Here is a 22,356-nt window from a genome sequence, read left to right on the forward strand (position 1 = left end):
GGCTTTTTTTATCAGGGGCAATTATGCTTTACCGTATCGCCAGAAGTGGTTTTTTTCAATTAGACGCAGAGAAAGTACACGATCTTGCTATCAAGAATTTAAAGCGTTTCACCGGCACTCCTTTTGACTTATTTTACCGCCAACATCTTCCATCCCGTCCTGTTGAATGTATGGGGCTGACTTTTAATAATCCGGTTGGACTAGCCGCCGGTCTGGATAAAAATGGTGAATGCATCGATGCATTTGGTGCGATGGGGTTTGGTTTTGTTGAAGTCGGCACTGTCACACCCCGTCCACAACCTGGTAACGATAAACCCAGACTATTCCGGCTGATTGAAGCAGAAGGCATTATTAACCGGATGGGCTTTAATAATCTGGGTATTGATCAGTTGCTTGAGAATATCGAACATTCAAATTATGACGGTATTATCGGCATCAACATAGGCAAGAATAAAGATACACCGATTGAAAAAGGGCATGAAGATTATCTGATCTGTATGGATAAAGCTTATTCATCTGCCGGGTATATTGCCGTCAATATTTCTTCACCGAATACACCGGGACTCCGTTCTCTTCAATATGGTGATGCATTAGATGATTTATTGTCTCAATTAAAGTCGAAGCAACGTGAACTTGCAGCAAAGTATGATAAATATGTGCCGCTGACTTTGAAGATCGCACCGGATCTAAGTGATCAGGAGTTAGATCAGATATGTCAGGCGTTGCTGAAACATCAGATTGACGGGGTGATTGCGACCAATACCACACTTGATCGCTCAATTGTTATGGGCATGAAGCATGCGAATGAAACCGGTGGATTGAGTGGCAGACCTTTACAGTCCAGAAGTACCGAGGTTATCAGGCAAATGCATCAAGTGTTGGGTGATCAAATTCCAATTATCGGCGTTGGTGGGATCGATTCCTTCGTTTCAGCAAAAGAAAAGATGATGGCGGGAGCTAAATTAGTTCAGATTTATTCTGGTTTTATTTACCAGGGTCCTGGTCTAGTAAGGGATATTGTAAAAAATCTATAGAGATCATCGATTAATCACCTGAATTGTATTGAATCATATGAGAGGAAATGAGCTATCGTTTCCTCTTTTTTTTGTCTGACCCCTTTTAAAATGGTTTTATGGGGAAGGTTATGTTCTGCCTTTCAGCTATGTCGCTACATATTTATCAACATTTTCTGGAAGTCGTTAGGAATGCTAAAACCAAGTGATAAGTGGAACTGGTATTACTGTGATAAAGAGGAACATCTGATGCTCGATTTGGGCGATGATATGCTCTTCAGAACACTTTTGCCGCGCAAAGTTCTGGTTACCTGTGCTTTTGCGTCTTCGCAGTTCACGGTTGAAGATGCGGCTGACTATCAGCTCTTTCTGGAAAGTTTGGACGGCTTGAATTATTCCGGGCCCAGACTGGTGGAACTGGTCCTGAATTGCGTTGCTTCAAAGCGCTTTCATAAACCGGTACAGCCAAAAAGCTGGTTTTTCGAGCCCCGGTCTGCGGATTTTACCCCGAAAGAGGGGAACATCGTCCAGTTAACGAATCAGTTTAATCAGGGACGATTTATCGTTCTTGATGTCGGAGAGAATGCCAGTTTATGCCTGAGTGCAGAACTGGAGCCATTTATTCTCTCTCCGGGGAAAGAACTCGTGTTTGGTCAGGCAATAAAAGTGATGCATGATCGAATGGAGTGTGTGAATTCCGGTTCACAAAAGATAGCCCTTGTGGGTTAGTGATTTCCATGAGTATTATTTTGTTCCGTTTATATATTCTGTTTTATTTCCTATCGGCTTAATCAAGCCGATTTTTTTTGTCTGCATCGTCTCCGATATCCCATTTCGATCCTCATTTAGTGTGATATTCCTCAATAAATTCTGATTATATTTTTATCACTTGCCTGATTGAATTTAGATCAGACAGGCGGTTGATTCATCATAAATTCCGCTTTTAGCTATGTTTTGTCATTTAATTACAAGTAAAAAAGAGTGCTGGTATAGACCAGTTTCGAGGTGAATAAGTATGCGCTTACTCTTAATATTAAGCTGATAGTTAAAAGAGAAAACGCATTTCAATCGGAGGAAATAGCTTGTATGGACTGCCTAAAATCCGGACAGAGATGGCTGACGGAGCTTTTCAAGACATATTCTGGATGAGTAAGTACAAAATTAACCGGGTTTGATTTACCCAAAGGGAAGATTGTCAGGTATAATTGCTGGCCTTTTTTTAATATGAAGAACTTCAATGCATCAATATTTAGCAACTACTTCTATCGGACTCGAAAATCTTCTGGCTGCAGAACTGCAAAAAATTGGTATTCAGGATGCTAAACCTGTACAGGCCGGAGTGAAGTTTACCGCGACCAACGATCTAATTTATAAATGTTGTATGTGGAGTCGGCTTGCATCCCGGTTTATCCGGATTATTTCTGAGTTTCATTGTCAGGATGATATGGATCTTTATCTGGCGGCCTCATCTGTTCCCTGGATGAATTATTTTCAGCCTAAGAGCAAATTTGTGGTCGATTTTAACGGGACAAACCGCTCAATCAGAAATAGTCAGTACGGCGCGATGAAAGTGAAGGATGCCATTGTTGATGCATTTACCAAGAAAAACCTGCCGAGACCGGCGATCAGCAAAGATCAACCTGATCTTCGGATTCACGTCAGACTGAATAAAGAAAAAGCGCTTTTGGGCATTGATATGGTTGGCGAAAGTCTTCACGCAAGAGGTTACCGGACTAAATCTGGCATAGCACCATTGCGGGAAACGTTAGCGGCGGCCATGATCATCCGCAGTGGGTGGGATGGACAGACTGCGTTAATGGATCCCATGTGTGGCTCTGGCACAATATTAATTGAAGCAGCGATGATTGCGGGATGTGTAGCACCAGGAGCCAGACGGAAGTTCTGGGCGTTTGAGAATCTGGAAGACTATCAGGCAGATGTTTGGGCTGAAATAAAGACTCAGGCAACGGTACAGTCACGAAGAGGTTGTAAGCAACTTTCTGTGCCTCTTTACGGCTATGACTGTGATGAACGCGTATTAAAGGTGGCAAAAGAGAATGCCCGGCGTGCTGGTGTTGAAGAGCTGATTCATTTTGAGTGTCAGGATGTCACCCGCTTGAAAAAACCGGATGGGTTTGGCAAGGGGATGATTATTTCCAATCCGCCATATGGTGAACGATTGGGAACAGAGCCTGGATTAATTGCATTGTATTCAGCGTTAGGCGGCCAGCTGAAATCAGAATTTGGCGGCTGTCAGGCGATGTTCCTTTCCAGCTCTGGTGAATTATTGAGCTGTATCAGAATGCGGGCTGAGCAACAGTACAAAATGAGGAATGGCAAACTGCCTTGTCACTTAAAACTTTATTCAATTAGTGAACGAAGTGTGACATCTGATGAAAATCAGAAAGAGCCGGGTCATGAGGTGGCTGCTGATTTTGCGAACCGGTTGCGGAAAAATGTCTCCAGAATCTCTCCCTGGGCTAAGCGGGAAAATATTGACTGCTTCCGTATCTACGATGCTGATTTACCCGATTATAATGCTGCGATTGATTATTACGGTGATTATGTCGTGATTCAGGAATATGCGGCGCCTAAAACAATTAGCCCTGACAAAGCAAAGCTAAGGCTGACGGATTTAATCCGCGCAACGATTCAGGTTCTGGATCTTCAGGCGAATCAGGTGGTATTAAAAGTTCGTGAAAAGCAAAAAGGCAATGCTCAGTACCAGAAAATCGGGTCTAAGTCGAATAAACTTAAAGTCAATGAATACGGCGTCAAATTGATTGTTAATCTGTTTGACTATCTCGATACCGGTCTGTTTCTCGATCATCGCTTAACCCGCAGGCGGCTGGGTCAAATGGCGGCGGGTAAAAATTTCCTTAATTTGTTCGCTTATACCGGAACGGCGACAGTGCATGCAGCTCTGGGCGGTGCGAAGTCGACAACAACTGTCGACATGTCGAAGACTTACCTGGAATGGGCGAAAGAAAATATGGCACTTAACGGGCTGGTGGGGCGTCAGCACCGTTTTGAGCAGGCTGATTGTCTTCAATGGCTTGAATCGGCGAAAGGAAGTTATGATTTAATTTTCATTGATCCTCCCACGTTTTCGAATTCCAAACGGATGCTTGCTACATTTGATGTTCAGCGGGATCATGTTCAGCTGATGGCGCAGTTAAAGCGGATATTAAGTGAGCAGGGGGAAATTGTCTTTTCAAACAACAAACGTCATTTCAAAATGGACCATCACGCTTTAGAAGAGCTGGGATTAATCGCTGAGAATATTTCGGCAGAAACGCTACCAACTGACTTCAAGCGAAACAAGCAAATTCATAACTGCTGGCTGGTTCGTCACAAATAACGCCCAAGTGACAAGGTCACTTTTAGCCTTGTCCTTTTTTAACTTAAAGTTTTTTGGTTGAATATAAAAATATGGCACTTGTTACAATTCATAACGGTTATTTAGCTTTTGGTGATCATCCATTACTTGATCATGTTGATTTTGCACTTCAGGAAAATGAGAGAGTTTGTTTAGTCGGACGAAATGGTGCAGGAAAGTCAACGTTATTAAAAGTTCTGGATGGCAGCATTTTACTTGATGACGGGAAATTAACCGTCACACAAGACGTTGTTGTTTCCCGTCTGGAACAGGATCCGCCAAGAGATCAGGCTGGCAATGTGTTTGACTATGTTTCTGGTGGCCTGGCGGAGGTTGGTGCTGGGTTAAAGCAATATCAGGCACTTTTATCGCTGGTTGAACAGGAACCAACTGAGTTAAACATCACTAAATTATCTAAAGTTCAGGAGCAGCTGGATCATCTTGGCGCCTGGCGTTTCGAAGATCGAATCAAAAATGTTCTGACGTCACTGAAGCTGAATGGGGAAATGCTCCTGTCTGACTTATCCGGTGGCTGGCAGAGAAAAGCAGCGTTGGCCAGAGCACTGGTATCAGGCCCGGATGTCTTGCTGCTTGATGAGCCAACAAACCATCTGGATGTAACAACGATCGAATGGCTGGAGGGATTCTTAAAAGACTTTAAGGGTTCTATCGTATTTATTTCCCATGACCGCAGTTTTATACAGACTATGTCGACCCGGATTATTGATTTGGATCGTGGTCGCGTCGCCTCTTTTCCGGGGAATTATGAAAACTATCTGACTGAAAAAGAAGAGCTGCTTCGGGTTGAAGAACAGCAAAATGCCGAGTTTGACAAAAAGCTGGCACAGGAAGAAGTGTGGATTCGCCAGGGAATCAAAGCGCGCCGGACGCGGAATGAAGGCCGGGTACGGGCACTGAAAAAACTCCGTCAGGAGCGGAGCGAGAGACGGGAAGTGCAGGGCAAGGTCAATATTCAGGTTGATGATACAGTCCGGTCCGGGAAAATTGTTTTTGAAGCTGAAAACCTTTGTTATGAGATTGATGGAAACAGAATTATCGAGAATTTCAGCTTTAATGTGATGCGGGGAGACAGGATTGCATTTATTGGTCCGAATGGGTCCGGTAAGAGTACGCTGCTGAAGCTGTTACTGGGAGAAATCACGCCAACAAGTGGACGTTTACACTGTGGAACTAAGCTGGAAGTGGCTTATTTTGATCAGTATCGGGAAAAGTTAGATCCTGAAAAAACCGTCATCGATAACCTTGCTGACGGAAAGCAGGAAGTTATGATTGGCGGTCGTCAACGCCATGCTCTCAGTTATCTTCAGGACTTTCTGTTTTCTCCAAAGCGGGCCCGTACCCCGGTTAAAGCACTTTCGGGAGGAGAGAAGAACCGGCTTTTATTGGCAAGAATTCTGTTAAAATCAAATAATTTGCTGGTGCTTGATGAACCAACGAATGATTTGGATATTGAAACGCTGGAACTTTTAGAAGATCTGCTTGCCAATTATCAGGGTACTTTGCTTCTTGTCAGTCACGATCGTCATTTTGTCGATAATACTGTGCTGACCAGCTGGATTTTTGAAGGTAACGGCCATATTGAAGAGTTTGTTGGTGGTTATCATGATGCGCAGCAGCAACGCCGGCAGGTTATTGAGAGCAGGAAGGCTTTACAGCAATCAAAAGAGACTGAGGTAAAATCACCTGCTGCCGGGAAGAATCCAGGAAAGAATAGTGCGCCTAAAGATAGTAAATCCAGAAAGTTATCTTACAAGCTTCAACGGGAGCTGGAATCACTTCCGGAAAAGCTGGAGTCTTTAGAAGAAGAGATTGAAGTGTTACAGAATAAAGTCAATGACGCAGAATTTTTTGCTCAGGGAATAGAGTATACTCAGCCAGTTCTCGATCGCCTGAAAGAGGCTGAAAGTGAACTTGAATATGCTTTTGAACGTTGGGAAGAACTTGAAGAATTACAACAAGGCAGCAATTAATAATGATACAGACGAATTTAAGAATCAAAACGTTAGCTTTTTCCATTTTTATTGCGACCAACGCACACGCAAATTTATATCAGGTTGTGGAAGTAACACCTTCATGGATTACTGACAGCTACCAAAGTACATTTGGGGTTGCTGTTCAGCCTTCACAGGATGATAGTGATGTTTCAACCAATCATAACAGTTGTTTTCTGACGTCATCTGTTGGTGGTACAGCATGTGATGATTTTGCAGTTGCCGGTGAAACTCGCTATCAAAAAACTATGGCAGGGCAGCCTGTTGACGGCATTCCTTTCCGGGAAGAGGCGCCATTTGGCATGGATAACTCATTCGTCTATGCACAGTCTCACAGTGATCTTAAATCTTACTGTGTTTCTGAATTACTTTATGCGACATGTTCATCGTGGGCGGAAGTCCATTGGGATGAGTGGTATAAAGAGCTGAGTGGTGACACGACACCAAACTCAGTCGCATTTATCAGCGATGACAGCTCTTTTTATGACAATTCCCAAAATATTGTCATTAACAGCTTAACTTCTGATCTTTCACCGGTAGGCATCGAAAGTTCTCTGGGTGACAGCCGCGCGACAACAAGTGCTTTAGCTCCTGTTTTACCGGCAGAAGACGGAAGCTTTGACAGATCCCGCGCCTGGAAAACTGATGGTACCTATACTGTTGGCAGCGTCTCTGAAAATTACACCAACGATAACGGTCAATATTACAGTTCAAAAGCTGCTTTGTGGGGAAGTGATGGTGCCGTCGTTCAGTTATCCTGGCCAAGTGGAAAGCAGGATGAAGATGAACGTCTGGCTCAGGGCAGTATGCGTGATTTTGTGGTTCAGGACGGTACTATTTATGGTGTTGGGTACAATACCTACGATAGTGATAATAACTACATGAATGCAACTGTATTTAAAGTGAGTGAAAGCAACTATGCTGATGCTTCTCAGTGGACTTCTACTATCGTGCAAAATACTCAGGCGAAGATGAGCGGTGATTATGTTTACAGTAATAGTGTTCTGACCGGTATTAACAAAAATCTGGTTGCAATTGGTGAAGCGAAACGTGCCGGAAGTCGTCCGTCAGGTGGGGCTGCTGCCAATCGTTTATTTATTGTTCCTGATGTGACAAGTACATCTCTGTCTGGTTCTTTCTTCTCGGATGATATTGAGTTTTCGGGCGCAGGTGGTCATGCCAGTGCTATCAATAACTATAATGAGATCGTGGGTCAGATCGATAATGAATCTGCCCGGGAGAAGGATGGTAAACCAAGGCGCAAACGTGCATTTATCTATCCTTACAACGGGAATGGCAGTGACACAGAGCGTATGGCTGTATTTGATAATCATGCCTGGTTATTGGATGACTTAACAAATGATGGCAGTGTGACGTCAAATAATAACCAGTATCGTATTTTGATTGCTTCAGATATAAACGATGCGGGAGTCATTGCGGCGACTGCGATTAAATGTGAAGGTGGATACAGTTCAACAACCCATGATGCATCATGTGGTGGCACAGAAACAACGGTGGCTGTCAAACTGGTTCCGGTCGAAGGTGCAACAAGTAGTGATATTCAGCAAAGAGGCTACGAAAATAACTCGACGGACAGGAGCGGGGCATCATTTGGGAGTATTGGGTTGTCATTCCTCGGTTATATTTTGTTCCGTCGCAGGAAGAATTTTGTAAAGAACAGGAACGAATCACAGATTTAATATTGATGATTTTTTGTACTTGAGTCCTGCTCAGATTTGAGCGATGCTTAATGATGTGGTCATAAAAAAACCACATAAATGTAATAGTTGTCATTGGATAAAATAGCGACTGTATGAGGACTCAAGTATGAAGAGACAAAAGCGGGATCGCCTCGAGAGAGCACAGTCTCAGGGATATAAAGCTGGTTTAAATGGACGCTCTGTTGAGCAATGCCCGTATCAGCAGATGGAAGTTCGCTCCTATTGGATGGGAGGATGGCGAGAAGCCAGAGAAGATAAAAATCTAGGTCTCTATAAATAATATTATCATGTCACATACATTTACAGCCCCTCAAACAGGGGCTTTTTTATATACATACACCCTAATGCACTATAACTAATTATTTATGTTGAAAATAAACGACTCTGGTAAGAGTCGTCTTAAAATTATGACTATCAAACACATTCAACAATCTGCAGAGAGAAGGGCAACAATAACCTGTTTTCCATATTCAGAATGTTGAAGTATCCTGGAAAAGGCCAACCTTCAGATCTTTTGCTGAATAGATTTGTTTTCCATCGACTAATACACGTCCATCCGCTAATCCCATGACCAGCTTACGGTTAACAACCCGCTTCATGTGAATTTCATAGGTGACTTTTTTGGCTGTTGGCAAAACTTGTCCGGTAAATTTGACTTCACCAACACCTAATGCACGGCCTTTCCCTTTTCCGCCAACCCAGCCAAGGAAGAAACCGACAAGTTGCCACATTGCATCTAATCCTAAACATCCTGGCATCACAGGATCTCCGGGGAAGTGACAATCAAAAAACCACAAATCAGGAGTAATATCTAATTCAGCTAAAATTAAACCCTTACCAAAATCACCTTCTGTTTCGGACATTTTTGTCACGCGATCCATCATTAACATATTCGGCGCAGGTAACTGTGGATACCCCGGACCAAACAGCTCCCCACGGCTGGAAGCTAAAAGTTCATCGTATGTGTAAGATTCTCGTTTATTTTGCATTATCTGATTACTCCAAAATTCTGTAGTTGCATCTTAGTGAACACGTGTACGCTAAACAAGTCCGATCAGTCAAAATTGAACTTATTTCTTATCCGTTCCCAAATTGTTTCTGTATGTTCATTGCGATCAAATTCATCAATTCGGGTGGCAATCTTTCCGATCACACTTTCATTGTCTTTATCATCCCTGAAAGGTTTTCCCATTAAAATCGGAATTGCTTCGTCAACTGTTGAAACCGGCCATATGTGAAACTGTTCAGACTGAATGTCAGAGATGATTGTGTGGTGCAATGCCAGATTGTTTAAATTTGTTTTCGGTAAAATCACACCCTGCTTACCAGTTAATCCGTGGTGTTTACATACCCGGTAAAAGCCTTCAATTTTTTCATTCAGTCCACCTACAGCCTGAACCCGTCCAAACTGATCAACCGCTCCCGTGACCGCAATTTGTTGATCAATCGGAATGCCGGACAGGGCACTGACCAATGAACAAACTTCTGCAAGAGACGCACTGTCGCCATCGACTTCACTATAGGATTGTTCAAATACGATGGAAGCCGAGTAGGGTAAAGGAGCATTTAATTCCAGAGCACTGCTTACAAAAGCTTGCATAATCATCATCCCTTTGGCGTGCAGATTACCACCAAGATCCACTTTGCGTTCAACGTCGCTGATGTCTCCGTCACCAAAGTGCACAACGCAGGATATTCTTGCCGGTTCTCCATAAGAAATAGGATGTCCGGCAATATCTATCACTGTTAACCCGTTGACCTGACCGACTTGCCGGCCCCGGGTTTCAATCAAAACCTGCCCATTGAGTATATCGTCACAAGCCCTTTCTGGCAGATAGCTTTCCCGGTAGTAGCGGCAGTCCAGAGCTTGCTGAATATGTTCTGAATGAATGGTTTGATGCCCTGATTCTAAAGCCGCTTCTTCAAGAAGTGATTGATGCCAGAAAGGACACAATGGAATATGGAGCTGGTCTTCAGTCTGGTAACGAATGCCTGATGTTAAAAGCAGTTTTATCGCATCAGAAGAGAGAGCCGGGAGTTGATAGAACTGGCACAACCACTTCAGATATTTCAGATAATTACTAATATTTTCAGCATTGACCCTTAAATCAAATTCTATTTCACCAAACAGGGATAAATCACTGCGAATATCTTCATCAATGCTATCAATCTCTGCCAGTTGTTCTCTGTCACCCACAATAATAAGTTTAATATCATATGCTTTACTCCATTCATATTGCAGTGGAGATTTTTCATCGCAGTTTAAGGCCGTGATTTTCTCACCAAATAGCGCACCTTTCAGCAAAGGCCAGTACCTTTGGTTGGCAATTAACCAGTTTGGGGAAATCACGATATATCCGCCATCCGCTTTATCAAGCAAGCCTGGTATTTCACTGACTACATGGCCATTCTCAGCTTTAATCGTCGGAAAGAGCGTCGTTTTTTCAAGAGATTCTGTAGAGATGACAGGAACATCATCTCCGGTAAACGATTGTAATTTCGTACAGATCATTCGACGATACACAGAATTATCCGGCGCATGAATCAGCAGGATTTTCGTCAGGCCTTTCAGTTCGCTAAATCGTTTAAGAACAGCCTGAACACGGGGTTGAACAGACAATAAATCAGCAGGAAGAACAGCATTATACTGAGCAAACTGCTCATCATATGTATCGAACTGCGGTGTGACATGGCGCCAGATATCTTTGGTCATCTTCAAGTAAAATCTGTATTTTTAAAGGTTTTCGATTATATAAGAATATAAAGCATGCTGAAATCAGAGAATGGATAAATACTGATTTGAAGTTAAGTAATTTATGAGTTACGCTGTAACTATATGCTTTTTAATGATGGATAACAGGTAGATAATGTCATGAAGTACCAACAACTCGAAAATCTGGAATGTGGATGGAAATGGCAATATCTGGTGAACCGCTGGAAAGATGGTACTCAGATTACGAAGTATGTTGATACGAGTGAAATTGATCATGCTGTATCGTTATTAAAAGAGATTGAGCATGAGCCGGTGCGGGTACTTGAATGGATCGAGAACCATATGTCTCCGGAGCTGGAAAATAAGCTCAAGCAAGCTATCAGGGCTAAAAGAAAGCGGCATTACAATGCAGAGCAGATTCACACCAGGAAGAAATCAATTGATCTCGATTATCGGGTTTGGGAGAAGCTTTCATACAGAGCGAATGAGTTAGGCTGTACATTATCTGACGCTATCGAATATCTGCTGTCTGAAGCATCGAAAACTGAAAAAGCAAACCAGAAAGTCAGCACTCTTAAAGAGGATTTAAATCGCTTACTTTCTGATTAAACTCAACGTTAGTAAGGGTAACATTTATGATCTATGTAATTATTTCAGCTGCCTTGGTTATTTTCTGGCTTTTAGTGGTCGATCGACCCGTTCTTTATATTCAGTTCAAAGATCATGAACTGGCTAAAGTGAAAGGCCATTTGCCACCGGCCTTGAAACACAATCTCTCAGAAATTTGTGCAAGTACAGATTTCAGCGGCAGTATGAAAGCTTACCAACGTAGCGAAAGGATTAAATTAGTTTTTTCATCTTCAGTTCCTAAGAGCGTCCAGCAAAGAATCCGAAACGTATTTCCATTCAATAGCTTTAACGACAAAACAGCCAAAAAGAGAGCCTGATAGAGTCAGAACATGTCCTGTATGGATTGCATACATTAGTTCGCATTATGTATATTATGTTAAATAGTGAGTTATAAGAGCCCAACTCTAAAAAACGTTTACGTAAAAACCCCGCTATGAATTTACGGGGTTTTTTGCTGTTACGATATATTATTAGTTGATTGCGATGTGACCCCATATGATGGAATGTTGGCTGTTCATGACACTGGCTAAATAGTCATGATTATTGTTATTGACCGTGATTAATACGCCGTCTTCATATTCTCCATCATAGGATGAATCATTACAGTTACTTGCTTCGATATCTGTCAGATTGAAATATGAGTCGTTGCGTGTGAGTGTTGCTGATACCTGACAATCGCCATTGATTGTTAGTGGGCCGGAAGTATTGATTGTCCAGACCGTGCCCGTATCCGAATCTGTGTAGGTTCCGGCAATTTGAGTCAACGATTCGGAGCTATTCCCCTTTTTATTGAATGAATATATAAGATCTGAGCCATTGAATGTTCCGGTCAATATTGCAGCCGTATCTGTAAATGCAGCGGTCAGCTTTGTTGAGGTGCTGGAGATGAATTGATTCGCATCGGAGTAAATCAATCCCTTGGTTATATAAGTATTGTTATTGTCAGCGCTGCCTGATGTCGTTAGATAGACATCTTTTCCTGCTACATCGCCAACAATTAAACTATGGCTCTTACGATTGCTGTCAACAAGCATAAAAGCAAAATCATCCGTATTCACATAAATACCATTATGCTTAGAGAAACCTGATACTGATGTCGAAGAAGATGATGATGAAGAGCTTGTTGTTTCATCATCATCCTGATTACCGCAGGCGGTCAACAAAACAGAAGATAAAATACAAACACTAACACCTAAAAGTATTTTCATTATCTATTCCTTTTTTAATTTTATAATTGTCAGATTGCGTTATAGCGTGACAACTATACTTATCTCGATCTATTCAGCAAGCGATTCAATTAAAAATTTCACGCTTTCAGAAAAGGAGGCTTTCTCCCGGCGGACCGGGAACAACAAAGCCTGAAGGCAGGAGAAATGAAAGGAATTTAAGGCAGGAAAACTTTGATTAATACTATCTCCCGGTATTTCTGTGGCCCGGCCTGGAGCCAAACCACCAGGTGACTGCGGTTGTTGTTAAGAACATGACCTGCTCTAAGGTATTCCGGAATATCTGAGTGAGTTCCTGATGATCGATCAAGGTGGTCATCTCGTTCATATAGCCACTGATATGGCGCGCGATCAGGGTTGCGATCACCAGTAGATAAAGGGTAATGAATGGCCGCATTAAGCCGCGAATCAGCTCGGCGAAGCGATTATCCAGCGGCATATTCGTCTTTTGGCTGGTTTCAAATGCTTCAGTCTGTGCAACTTCTACGGCAAACTTCCCCTGCTGTTTGATGGACTCTGTGCCCTGCTCTGCCATTTTCAGTTCATGGTTGTACTGTTGGGTGCGCTGCATCTGTTTTAACCGGAACATTTCCTGTTCATGGCTGAGTTTTATTTCAAGATTTTGCCTTTCTTCCCGGCGGGTCAGCCAACTGCCCACAAGCCCGACGATGGCGCCGACGCCTGAGGAGGAAAACAGTCCCATAATCAGTTCCAACATCTCTCACTCCTCATCAGGACTAATACAGCTCGCACAGTTGATGGCGTAATGTTTCCGGCATTAACGCCACTTTACCTGAAGAAAAACACCGGTAGAACGTCTCTTCATCAATCAGGTTCAGATAAGCAATATTCTCCGGGGTCATATAACCTGTGGGACGCATGCCCAGTACTGCCTGCATCAGCCGGATCGTATGATGACAGTTGGTAAATGAGGCATACCGGAAAAGAGAATCCGCAATCGGCTGAGCCTGAATATCATCACCACCCAGTACCTGCCATACATTGTCCCGGTAGCACTCCCTGAAAACTAAATCGAATGTTTCTTCATGCCAGCCTTCACTTTTGATGGCATAGCGCCACAGCTCGGCCTGTTTTCCCAGCTTTTCCAGCGGAAGTTCAGATAAACCGGCCTGATAGGCATCCTGCTCAAATACATCTTCGATTAAATGCCCGAAAGCGCTAAAAAAGTCAGCCATAATCGTCTCCTTTTCTCCCTGTGCAGTTGCTGATACTTTGTTTCCACTGATATTTTGTTTTCACTGATAAGACGATTTCAATTCCGTTTTGTGAACAGAAAACCGGTATTTTTTACATGGTCACCTGGGTATAACTCACCGATAATACGGTTTCTCCCAGCCAGGGCAGCCGGATAATACCAATCCCCCACGGCATTTTTTCCATCAGAATATCAATGGTTTGTTTCTCAACACAGATGCTGAACCCAAGCGCTGACGGTTCAGTTTTGGCGGGCCGCTGCAAAAATAATTGCCGGAATGCCGGTGCAGACATATTTTTTAAGGCGTCCCAGCGGCTGACGACGGCGTTCAACATGCGATCTGCTTCTTGTTGCTCTTCTTCTGTAAGCGGTTCGGTGGTATCGATCAACGTATCGGCTTCATAGCCGGTCAACAGATTGGCGATTCCGGCGTATCCGTCCTGGATAATGTCTTCTCCCAACAGATAGATCAGGAGTGAATAGGCTTTTAACCGGGCGGCCTCAGAGATAAATGCCTGACTTGACCGCCCCTGTTCATCGCTGACAGGAACCAGCAAAGATAAACGGTGAAACAGTGTTGGCAGAAATGGCCACAATAAGACCAGACCGCCATCTGATGTCCATTGTGATTCAGGTAAAGCCGATACGGACAGACGCTGAATTTGTTCGATCACCGTCAGTCGAGCCGCCGTCAAAACTGGTTTGATATCCCGTTGCTGCTGTATGGCTTCATTAATATCCTGCTGGCTGAGCAAAGCCGGATAAGCTCCGGAGATCCATGCTGTTATTTTTCCCTGCCCTGATTCAGTCGTGTTGGCGGCAAACTGCTGTTGCCATTGTGATAAAACATGTACTGTCCCGGGGTGAGCCAGATCTGTTCCGGGGTTTAGTTTGCTGTCCTGATTCCTGAGTTGAGTTTCAGTTTCAAGCCAATGGTCAACAAAAGCGGATAAAGCTTTCTGTTGTTGTGCCTGAGTAAATTGCATCATGATCAGCGACGGCAGCGGATCCAGCCCGGCCCGTTTTGCTGCTGTTTCAAGGTAAGATAATTCAAGGTCAGATAAGGCCGTTTTTTTCTGTTTATTCTGATGATCGTTTTGCGCCATGGTGCCATACCGGGCGGGTTGAGCCTGATTAACCGCCTGTCCCGACTCTTTGACTGTCAGTCCGGATTGGCATCGTTCTGAGGAAATTTCATGCAGAAGCTGACGGAACCGGGAAAATATCTCTGATGAAATCTTATGTTGATGCTTCTGTTGAAGGTTCGCGTTAGCCTGTAAACCTGAGGCAATGGTTTTGAGCATGTCCGCAGCCTGCATCCGATGGGATAAACGACCTGGTAACCACATCAGAAGCAGGCAGTATCTGGCTAATCTGTGGAGAGAAAGATCGTCTGGCCTGCTGGCTAAGTCGCCGGGAAGCTGCTGCTCTGTTGGTTGTTTTGTCTCTGGATGACTGGCTTTTGCAGACTGGTGTCGCGGGTGTTCAGTTATTCTTGAAGGTTCTGCGTTTGCGAACATCCCGCCGGAATACTGCGTTGCTGAAGATTGAGTATTCAGAGATCGGGCGTGTGGGCTCTGGCCAGTGGATGACGCCATTTCGTGTCGTTGCAGATTGAACCAGCGCATCGCCTGAGTGAGTAACTGTTGTTCGCTCTGTGCCGATTCGGTGTGCTTCTCTGTGATTCGCTCAATGAGTTGACGGAATACTTCTGTATCGAAACCCGCGTCATTTTCTGAAACAGGTTCTGTTGTGGTAAATACACCGTCATCCACTGGCCAGAGACGAAGAAATAAAGTTTGTATTTCCGGATCAACGTCAGGATTCATCAAAGCGACTCTGAGGTCAGTCAGGCTGTGCTTTAATACCGAACGGCACTCATCCGCTGACAGAATCAATGGGTGGGTCGTGTCGTTTTTTATTTCTTTAGTGAGCGATGTGAGCAGACTGATTTTATGTAATAAAAGCAGTAACCCGGACCAGTATTCCCTTGCCGAATCAGGAAGGATTTTTTGTTGTAACTGCTGCAATATCAGTGCTGCATTGCAGGATAATATTTGTAACGAAAGCGGTTTTTGCCTGGTTAACCTGAGCATTTCAGTCAGCCGTTCCACATGGATGACCCATTGAACAGGATGAACAGTTTTTTGTGACATTGTAACAAGAAGATCTCCAATCTCCTGCCAATGTTGTCGCTGCTGCCGCCCGCTGAAAATACGCTGCTCCTCAAATGTTCCGGGCTCACTGTCTCTTTCTGTTCCTCTTTTCGCTGAACCTGTTCCTGTCGCTAATTTTTGCTCCGGAGAAAAAACATGATCCGGAAAAATATCCGCATGCGTCATGACAGCAGGCGCTGTGGTTGCTCTGGTATCAGATATTCTGTGTGGCGTGATCTGCTCAGGGAAACGCCCCGGTAACGGGTCAGACAGCTGCAACGCAGGTATAGTCTGGCTGAGACGCGATAGCACGGCTTTATCTGCCGGCGTCGGTGGCCGGAGCTGCACGATATTGATCCAGGTTGTGACTGCCTCCAGAACCCGGTTTTCCTGACTGCTGAGCAGTAATGTTTCCAGCTGGCGCAAAATGAGTGTTTCTGTTCCCGGCAGTGTGTGTAAATTCAGCCAGTATGAGAGACGTTTACATCGTTCCGCCCCGTCAAAGCGGGCTTTGAGTATGAAGGTCGTCCGGATCAGGGGGGCCGCCATGGCTTTGGTTTGAAGTTGTGCGGTAAGTTGTCTGGTGAGGTACGCGTCGGCAATCGTCTTCTCGTTCAGGATAGCCAGCAGAATCGCACATGCTTGTGAGGGATGAATTTTAAGCAGAAAACTGACCCAGCGACTGAAAAACAGCGGATGATACACAGATTCAGCAAGCCGGGCGATAAGTTCCTGACGGCAAGCCGTCTCCCCGGCATGAGTCCCCTGAATTCCTGACAGACAGGATCGCGGCAAAACCGCAGGATGATTGATTTTTTGCTGTTCCCGTTGACCCTGCCGGTTTTTGGTGACCTCAGATTGCACGGAAAAGTAACTGTGTTGCTGTGGCAACAGAATACCGAGCAATGTCCGGGCAATTTGCTCTGCCTGTAAGGAGGTGAGTTGAGAGAGACGCCCATCACGCAGTGCACGAATAAAAAAGCGGGTCAATGCCTCTGGATCTGAAAAATCAGCTGGGCTGGCAATGTCGGATGGGAGGTTCACACAGAATGGCATTGCCGGCAGGTGGCTGCTTCCATCTGAATATTGACCGGCTGGCCGGGCCTTCTGATGAAAAGCCTGCGCGACATAGCCTGCAACCGACACAGCGACTTGTTCTGGTTTGGTTAATAATTCCTGCACATCAATATCCGGTACAATGACCGGTATATCCGCCAGTCTGTTCAGCGCAGCAGCAGACACATACTGCTCACGCAAGGCCTGTTTGATCAGTGCTGGTAACTGATCCAGCTTCAGTTGCAGCGCTTCAGCCTGTGCCGCATCGGCTAAAGGCTCAATATCCAGTTTGAGTGTGAGTTGATCGATGTAAATACTCATAAAATTTGCACAGGTTGGCGATGAATATGTGATTGACGCAGTCAGCTGCATTTTGTGAATAAAAAAATCCCGTTCATCAGACAAAATGAGACTTTGTCCGCTGAACGGGATGACAGTGTGACTTCGTCAGGGTGTCAGACGATTATTCGTTATGTGTCCGCCAGACACTGGTGCCGTCATCGATGCGCCGGCCAATATAATCGCCTTTCCAGTAATGACGTTCTTCCATATTGCCGGTCAGATGATTGGACGCATAAATGTGCGGTCCTTCTGCTGCATTGTTATTCAGCCACTGACCTTCACAGATCATGTCTGAACAGAAGTACGCTGCGCCACCTTTACCATCGAGCATATCCGCCGTACAGTCACAGGCGTTCAAACGAATTTGCGGACAACGATATGCCGCCCCGCCATTCTGACTGGCGGAACAGCCTTCCGCTGTCACCTGCGAGGCCTGACAATATGCCACGGCACCGCCCTGTTCAGCCGCACAGTTATACGCGCCGATCACCGAGCGATTCAGCCCGTAAGCTGCGCCACCTTCATTACGTTGCACATCCGTGCTGCTGCTTTGCACTTTTGCCTGACAGTTCAGGATATAACGTGCTTCAATATGGCTGACTGTATAAGGGTCAGATGATTGATTCATCACGCCGTAAATTGCCCCGCCATCTCCCCAGGTGGTGTGATTTTCGAACCGGCAGTTAAAAATACAATCCTGAACATATTCGAGATACAAAGCGCCACCGTTGCGGCTGCTTTCCATGCCCCGGCCATCAAAGGTGAACCCTGTAAAAGTGACCAGTGTGACCGGAACGTCCTGCGTTCCAATCAGTTCAAATCTGTGATTCGCTTCTGATTTTACGATCCGGGTGGTTAGCGGATTAAAGCCGACAATGGCGACGCCCTGACGTAAGCGCACCGAATTTTTCAGCACATAACTGGTTGTGTTGTAATCCTGATTGCCTAGTGGCAGCAGCAATACGGTGGTGTGACTGTCAACGATAGTCGTTTCACCCCGGTTAAATACATCATCAAAATCAGCCTGTGTACTGATGGTGTATGTTTTCCCGCCCTGACCAAACGGAACCACCACATTATCAATATAAGCTTTCACCGCTGATTGTGTGGGCAGCAGTGTATCTGCTGCATTATCTCCGCCAAGGCGGAAATCGGTTGAAATGCCATTCACGGACTGACCGCCGCCAATGCTCAGGCTTCGTCCGGCCTGAAGCTGGCTGCCGGAAACCAGACCGGTTGCACTCAGTGATGCAGCCTGAAGCTGACTGCTGAAACAAGCATCTCCCAGCACATCCAGTGTGGCCTGAGGGGCCGACTGGCCGATACCCACCTGCCCCTGACTGTTGAGAATCAATGCTGGCTGTGATGCATTGTCAGTTCGTTCAAAGACAAAGCCGTCCTGTCCGCTGGCGAAACCGACATGCAACTTCGCTTTGGTCGCGCCTGATACACCGGCACTGATATTACCCGTGGCAGAAACTGACTGGCCAATATTGAGTGAGCCGTTCACGCTGGCGTTCTGCTTCAGCCGGGTATCTCCGCTGACACTCAGATCGGCACCGACTTCTGTTTTACCTTTGACATCCAGTGAAGCTTCAAGCCGCGAAGCACCGGTCACTGCCAGCGTGTTTTTCAACACGGTTGCACCAAGTACGGTTAACTCTTCTTCGATATCGGTTTTATCTTCGATGTACAGATCACCACGAATTAACACATCAGAACCAAACGTTGCTTTCTGGCTGATATCCAGTTTTCCGCGGCCTTCAATGTTGTTGATGGCCGTGATATCGCCCTGAACATTCAGTTCCGCGTTGAATTTCACCGGACCGGAAACATATGCTTCTCCGGCGACATCGAGCGTGACCGCCGGTGTGCTTTGCCCCAGCCCCAGTTTGCCATCCATAAAGACCAGGCTTGGATAATCTGCGGCGTCAATACGGAACGCTTCCTTGAAATGCGTATCGGCAATATACAGCTGGGCATTTGGCGTCAGTTCCGGATTAATCTCCTCATAACGCCCGATCAGCGCCTGATCTTTGAGTTTTGCTTTCTCTTTGACCACGACATCTGAATCGAACACGGCATCCTGTGCAACATTCAGATAGTTATCCAGAAATGTCGTGCCATCCACTTTCAGCTCGCCATCGATGACAGCATCGCCCCGGATGTCCAGTTCAGACTTCGGATTCACGACACCGATCCCCAGTTTTCCCTGCCGGGCGACCAGAGCGGTCTGGTTTTCACCACTGCCATAATCGATGCGCAAAGCCGCATCATCACTTTCCTGTTCTGCAATATGAATCCGGCCTTTGGGGGTTTTAACCGAGAAAGCCATGTTCTCCTTCACATAGGCGGTTTTCTCAAAATAACTTTGTGCTTTTGCGGTGAGTTCTCCGTCAATGGTGAGCGTATTCCAGCCATGAATATCGCCGTCAACATCCAGCGTGCACTGCGGGTCTGAGAGATTAATTCCGGTTTTACCGGACTTGACGGTGAAAGATGCCTCTCCCTCTGTTTTGTCTATCCGTAAGGCGGTCTGACTGAGACCGGACTGACGCAGGTGAACATCAATATTGTCCTGCGCTGCCGGATTGTTGATGGTCACTTTGCCGGTCACACCGGTTGCTGCCAGTTTGGTTGTTCCGCTGACTTCCAGTTTTTTCAGAACTGATAGCGTCTTGGATTGCGTGTCACCATCGAGGGTCGTGTCACCTTTCACATGCAGGTTGACATCCGGTGTTGTATTGATGCCGATCCGGTCACAGGAGACGGAAATCCCGCTATCACTGCTTTCTTCACCGGTTTTTTTCACTGTTAATGCTGGCTTATCTGCTTTTTGTGACAGCGTCACCGAATCATCCCCGACAGACAGGATCTCGCCGACACTGAAATGACCGCTGACGGATGCATCCCCACACACATCGAGATGTCGCGCCGGTGTGTTGGTTGCAATCCCGAGTTTGCCGTCTTCGATGACCAGAGCCGGTGTGTCTTGTGTCGCACCATTCACGATCAGGCTGGGCTTCTTCTCATCATGAGCGATGTGAACCTGGGCTTTATCACAGTCGCCGGTATTAATGTTGAGCCGGCCGGTGAGCTCCAGATGGTTCCTGGCGATAGTTTTCCCTTCAACTGTCAGTGTTTCCGCACAATCAACGGATTTATCAAACCGGGCCTCTTTACCCACATGGAATGCTGTCTTAGGATTAGGACGGTGAATCCCGACTTTGTCACCTGTGGCAATAAATAATGTTTGCTCGTTCTCTCCTTCGCCATGACTGATTTCTGCGGCGGTTTGATTGTCGTTCACCCGGACTTTTAATGCCGGATGAGTCCCATCCCCGGAACGGGTCACGGTCAGTTGCTCGTTCACCGTCGCGCCCTGTGCCAGAGTCGCAGTTTGTTTGACCGTTAGTTCGCCATCCAGAGTGGTATTACCCTGAACTTCAGTATTGCCCTTTACTTCAGTTTCGCCATAAACACTGAGCGCGACGGAGTTTTCCCCCCCGGTTTCACCCATGCTGATTTTGCCGCCGCTGATTTGTAACTGGTTATGGCCCTCCTTGTTTTCTACCCGCAGCGCCATCTGATTGTCTCTTTCCCGCACATGCAGGCCGGCATTCGGGTTATGTCCATCGCCAATCCCCAGACCGATGCCTACCGCACCATCGTGCTTGGTATCGCCGCTAACAATCAGCTCTTTATTCAGTGTCGCTTTTCCGGCAGCGGTGACGGTTTGTAACTGCGTGTCTGCCGCGGCTGACAGCAGCCCCTGAATCTGAGCTGTTTTATCAACCGTTAAATCGCCTTTCAGAGATGTGGTCTGCATGACATCCAGGTTGTGGTCCACGGTTGTCTGCCCGAGTGAAGACTGGCCTGAAACCTTCAGATTAACATCGGTCGTGATGCCATCCTGATTCACATACAATAAGTTTTTATCACCACTACGCGCAATTACTGCTGCTTCCGTTTCTGCGGTATGAATATCGACCCGTGCCATTGGCTGATAAGTTCCGACACCAACCCGGTTCGAAACCGCCAGGCTGTTTTCGGGAGAAACGGGGTGTGGCGCATCGTAGCCGATACTGACGGATTCTGTCACATCCAGCATGTTATGCGGAGAAGCCGTCCCGATCCCCATGGTGCCATCGCATGTCACGGCAACCGGCGTTGTATCATTGGCCTGATTATCAATGCGGAACAAGGTATCGTCATCGTCCGGGCGGTAGCGAATATGGAGCTTGGCACTCGATTGCTCCCCGTTTAATCCCAGTGATAACTGCCCTTTCTCATCTATCGCCAGCATGGTTTCTTCCCCATGTTGCACCAGTAATGACGGTTTTTCCGGCGTGGCTTTCTCTTGAATGGCAATCTGTGCCTGCTCGCCACCCAGTGTGATTGTGTCATCAACCGTCACATGTTCGCAGTCGATATTTCCTTCGACAACCAGTGCAGGCCCGGTCTGGCCACCGGTTTTACGAATCTTTGCTGTGCCATTGAGCTGTGTAATTTCATCGACTTCCAGAGACCGGTATACGTGCATTTTATCCGCCGACAGCGTGCCACCGATATCCGCATCATCTGATGTCTTAAGCGACTCGACAGTGACTGCCTTTTGTACCTGTAAATCGCCGCTGATATCCACCTGCTGTTTAAAGCTGACTTCTGTATCCACAGCCAGGCTGACTTCCGCCGTTTCCGAATCGGTTAACGTCCGGATGGGGCCATCTAACTGGTTAAAGGCTGAATCAATCAGGTGAGCAAAGTCTTCGCCGGTCGGTGTTTGATTATCAGCAAAAGCAGCTTTGAGTTCTGCGGCAGTGCGTAATGCGGAAGAGTCATCTTCATCAGCCGTTAACAGAGTTTGAGTCAGGTTATCACTGGTGCTCATG

General features: G+C 45.8%; 15 protein-coding genes. 8 read left to right on the forward strand and 7 right to left on the reverse strand.

What is annotated here, in order from left to right; genetic code table 11:
- Positions 1-23: 23 nt before the first annotated feature.
- The 6 genes from pyrD (at position 24) to rmf (ending at position 8,405) form a co-directional block, all read left to right on the forward strand.
- Positions 24-1,034 (forward strand): quinone-dependent dihydroorotate dehydrogenase, encoded by a 1,011-nt coding sequence (pyrD, locus tag OCV29_RS08380; RefSeq protein ID WP_073603988.1) that lies wholly within the window; start codon positions 24-26, stop codon positions 1,032-1,034.
- 171 nt (positions 1,035-1,205) lie between these two features.
- Positions 1,206-1,742 (forward strand): cell division protein ZapC, encoded by a 537-nt coding sequence (locus tag OCV29_RS08385; RefSeq protein ID WP_073603989.1) that lies wholly within the window; start codon positions 1,206-1,208, stop codon positions 1,740-1,742.
- 508 nt (positions 1,743-2,250) lie between these two features.
- The gene (gene rlmKL, locus OCV29_RS08390) at positions 2,251-4,374 is read left to right on the forward strand and encodes a bifunctional 23S rRNA (guanine(2069)-N(7))-methyltransferase RlmK/23S rRNA (guanine(2445)-N(2))-methyltransferase RlmL (protein WP_073603990.1); all 2,124 of its coding nucleotides are present in this window, start codon (positions 2,251-2,253) and stop codon (positions 4,372-4,374) included.
- 71 nt (positions 4,375-4,445) lie between these two features.
- The gene (locus OCV29_RS08395; RefSeq protein WP_073603991.1) at positions 4,446-6,383 is read left to right on the forward strand and encodes an ABC transporter ATP-binding protein; all 1,938 of its coding nucleotides are present in this window, start codon (positions 4,446-4,448) and stop codon (positions 6,381-6,383) included.
- 2 nt (positions 6,384-6,385) lie between these two features.
- A complete protein-coding gene (locus OCV29_RS08400; protein WP_073603992.1) occupies positions 6,386-8,104 on the forward strand; it encodes a DUF3466 family protein in 1,719 nt (572 codons plus the stop codon).
- 127 nt (positions 8,105-8,231) lie between these two features.
- Positions 8,232-8,405: a ribosome modulation factor gene (rmf, locus tag OCV29_RS08405; RefSeq protein ID WP_073603993.1), complete on the forward strand. Its 174-nt coding sequence runs from the start codon at positions 8,232-8,234 to the stop codon at positions 8,403-8,405.
- A 190-nt stretch (positions 8,406-8,595) separates the two neighbouring features.
- Here rmf and fabA read toward each other — a convergent pair whose 3' ends face one another.
- The gene (fabA, locus tag OCV29_RS08410; protein ID WP_073603994.1) at positions 8,596-9,114 is read right to left on the reverse strand and encodes a bifunctional 3-hydroxydecanoyl-ACP dehydratase/trans-2-decenoyl-ACP isomerase; all 519 of its coding nucleotides are present in this window, start codon (positions 9,112-9,114) and stop codon (positions 8,596-8,598) included.
- 65 nt (positions 9,115-9,179) lie between these two features.
- Positions 9,180-10,838, reverse strand: a complete 1,659-nt coding sequence (locus tag OCV29_RS08415; protein ID WP_073603995.1) for a S16 family serine protease — start codon at positions 10,836-10,838, stop codon at positions 9,180-9,182.
- Positions 10,839-10,997: 159 nt separating this feature from the next.
- Between OCV29_RS08415 and matP the strand changes: the two genes are divergently transcribed.
- The gene (gene matP / locus OCV29_RS08420; protein WP_073603996.1) at positions 10,998-11,447 is read left to right on the forward strand and encodes a macrodomain Ter protein MatP; all 450 of its coding nucleotides are present in this window, start codon (positions 10,998-11,000) and stop codon (positions 11,445-11,447) included.
- Between the two features lie 26 nt (positions 11,448-11,473).
- Positions 11,474-11,785, forward strand: coding sequence for a DUF3634 family protein (locus OCV29_RS08425; protein ID WP_073603997.1), 312 nt, complete (start codon positions 11,474-11,476; stop codon positions 11,783-11,785).
- 153 nt (positions 11,786-11,938) lie between these two features.
- Here the strand turns inward: OCV29_RS08425 and OCV29_RS08430 are convergent, their stop codons facing one another.
- From OCV29_RS08430 to OCV29_RS08450, 5 genes are all read right to left on the reverse strand, one after another.
- A complete protein-coding gene (locus tag OCV29_RS08430; RefSeq protein WP_261887386.1) occupies positions 11,939-12,676 on the reverse strand; it encodes a hypothetical protein in 738 nt (245 codons plus the stop codon).
- Positions 12,677-12,878: 202 nt separating this feature from the next.
- Positions 12,879-13,412: a hypothetical protein gene (locus tag OCV29_RS08435; protein WP_084193327.1), complete on the reverse strand. Its 534-nt coding sequence runs from the start codon at positions 13,410-13,412 to the stop codon at positions 12,879-12,881.
- 19 nt (positions 13,413-13,431) lie between these two features.
- Complete coding sequence (locus tag OCV29_RS08440) at positions 13,432-13,890, reverse strand: hypothetical protein (protein ID WP_073603999.1); 459 nt, start codon at positions 13,888-13,890, stop codon at positions 13,432-13,434.
- Positions 13,891-14,002: 112 nt separating this feature from the next.
- On the reverse strand, positions 14,003-17,443 hold the full coding sequence (locus OCV29_RS08445) for a contractile injection system tape measure protein (protein WP_139281591.1): 3,441 nt from the start codon (positions 17,441-17,443) through the stop codon (positions 14,003-14,005).
- 142 nt (positions 17,444-17,585) lie between these two features.
- Positions 17,586-22,355 carry a hypothetical protein gene (locus OCV29_RS08450; RefSeq protein ID WP_073604001.1) on the reverse strand — a complete coding sequence of 1,590 codons (4,770 nt, stop codon included), beginning with the start codon at positions 22,353-22,355 and terminating at the stop codon, positions 17,586-17,588.
- Between the last annotated feature and the right edge of the window lies 1 nt (position 22,356).

The organism is Vibrio aerogenes (genome assembly GCF_024346755.1).
Taxonomy (GTDB): domain Bacteria; phylum Pseudomonadota; class Gammaproteobacteria; order Enterobacterales; family Vibrionaceae; genus Vibrio; species Vibrio aerogenes.

Excerpts from the sequence above, each read along its gene's own strand:
- matP (WP_073603996.1), top strand. The coding sequence starts at position 10,998 with ATGAAGTACCAACAACTCGAAAATCTGGAATGTGGATGGAAATGGCAA.
- OCV29_RS08445 (WP_139281591.1), bottom strand. The coding sequence starts at position 17,443 with ATGAGTATTTACATCGATCAACTCACACTCAAACTGGATATTGAGCCT.
- pyrD (WP_073603988.1), top strand. The coding sequence starts at position 24 with ATGCTTTACCGTATCGCCAGAAGTGGTTTTTTTCAATTAGACGCAGAG.
- OCV29_RS08430 (WP_261887386.1), bottom strand. The coding sequence starts at position 12,676 with ATGAAAATACTTTTAGGTGTTAGTGTTTGTATTTTATCTTCTGTTTTG.
- OCV29_RS08450 (WP_073604001.1), bottom strand. The coding sequence starts at position 22,355 with ATGAGCACCAGTGATAACCTGACTCAAACTCTGTTAACGGCTGATGAA.
- rlmKL (WP_073603990.1), top strand. The coding sequence starts at position 2,251 with ATGCATCAATATTTAGCAACTACTTCTATCGGACTCGAAAATCTTCTG.
- OCV29_RS08400 (WP_073603992.1), top strand. The coding sequence starts at position 6,386 with ATGATACAGACGAATTTAAGAATCAAAACGTTAGCTTTTTCCATTTTT.
- rmf (WP_073603993.1), top strand. The coding sequence starts at position 8,232 with ATGAAGAGACAAAAGCGGGATCGCCTCGAGAGAGCACAGTCTCAGGGA.
- fabA (WP_073603994.1), bottom strand. The coding sequence starts at position 9,114 with ATGCAAAATAAACGAGAATCTTACACATACGATGAACTTTTAGCTTCC.
- OCV29_RS08425 (WP_073603997.1), top strand. The coding sequence starts at position 11,474 with ATGATCTATGTAATTATTTCAGCTGCCTTGGTTATTTTCTGGCTTTTA.
- OCV29_RS08395 (WP_073603991.1), top strand. The coding sequence starts at position 4,446 with ATGGCACTTGTTACAATTCATAACGGTTATTTAGCTTTTGGTGATCAT.
- OCV29_RS08440 (WP_073603999.1), bottom strand. The coding sequence starts at position 13,890 with ATGGCTGACTTTTTTAGCGCTTTCGGGCATTTAATCGAAGATGTATTT.
- OCV29_RS08435 (WP_084193327.1), bottom strand. The coding sequence starts at position 13,412 with ATGTTGGAACTGATTATGGGACTGTTTTCCTCCTCAGGCGTCGGCGCC.
- OCV29_RS08385 (WP_073603989.1), top strand. The coding sequence starts at position 1,206 with ATGCTAAAACCAAGTGATAAGTGGAACTGGTATTACTGTGATAAAGAG.
- OCV29_RS08415 (WP_073603995.1), bottom strand. The coding sequence starts at position 10,838 with ATGACCAAAGATATCTGGCGCCATGTCACACCGCAGTTCGATACATAT.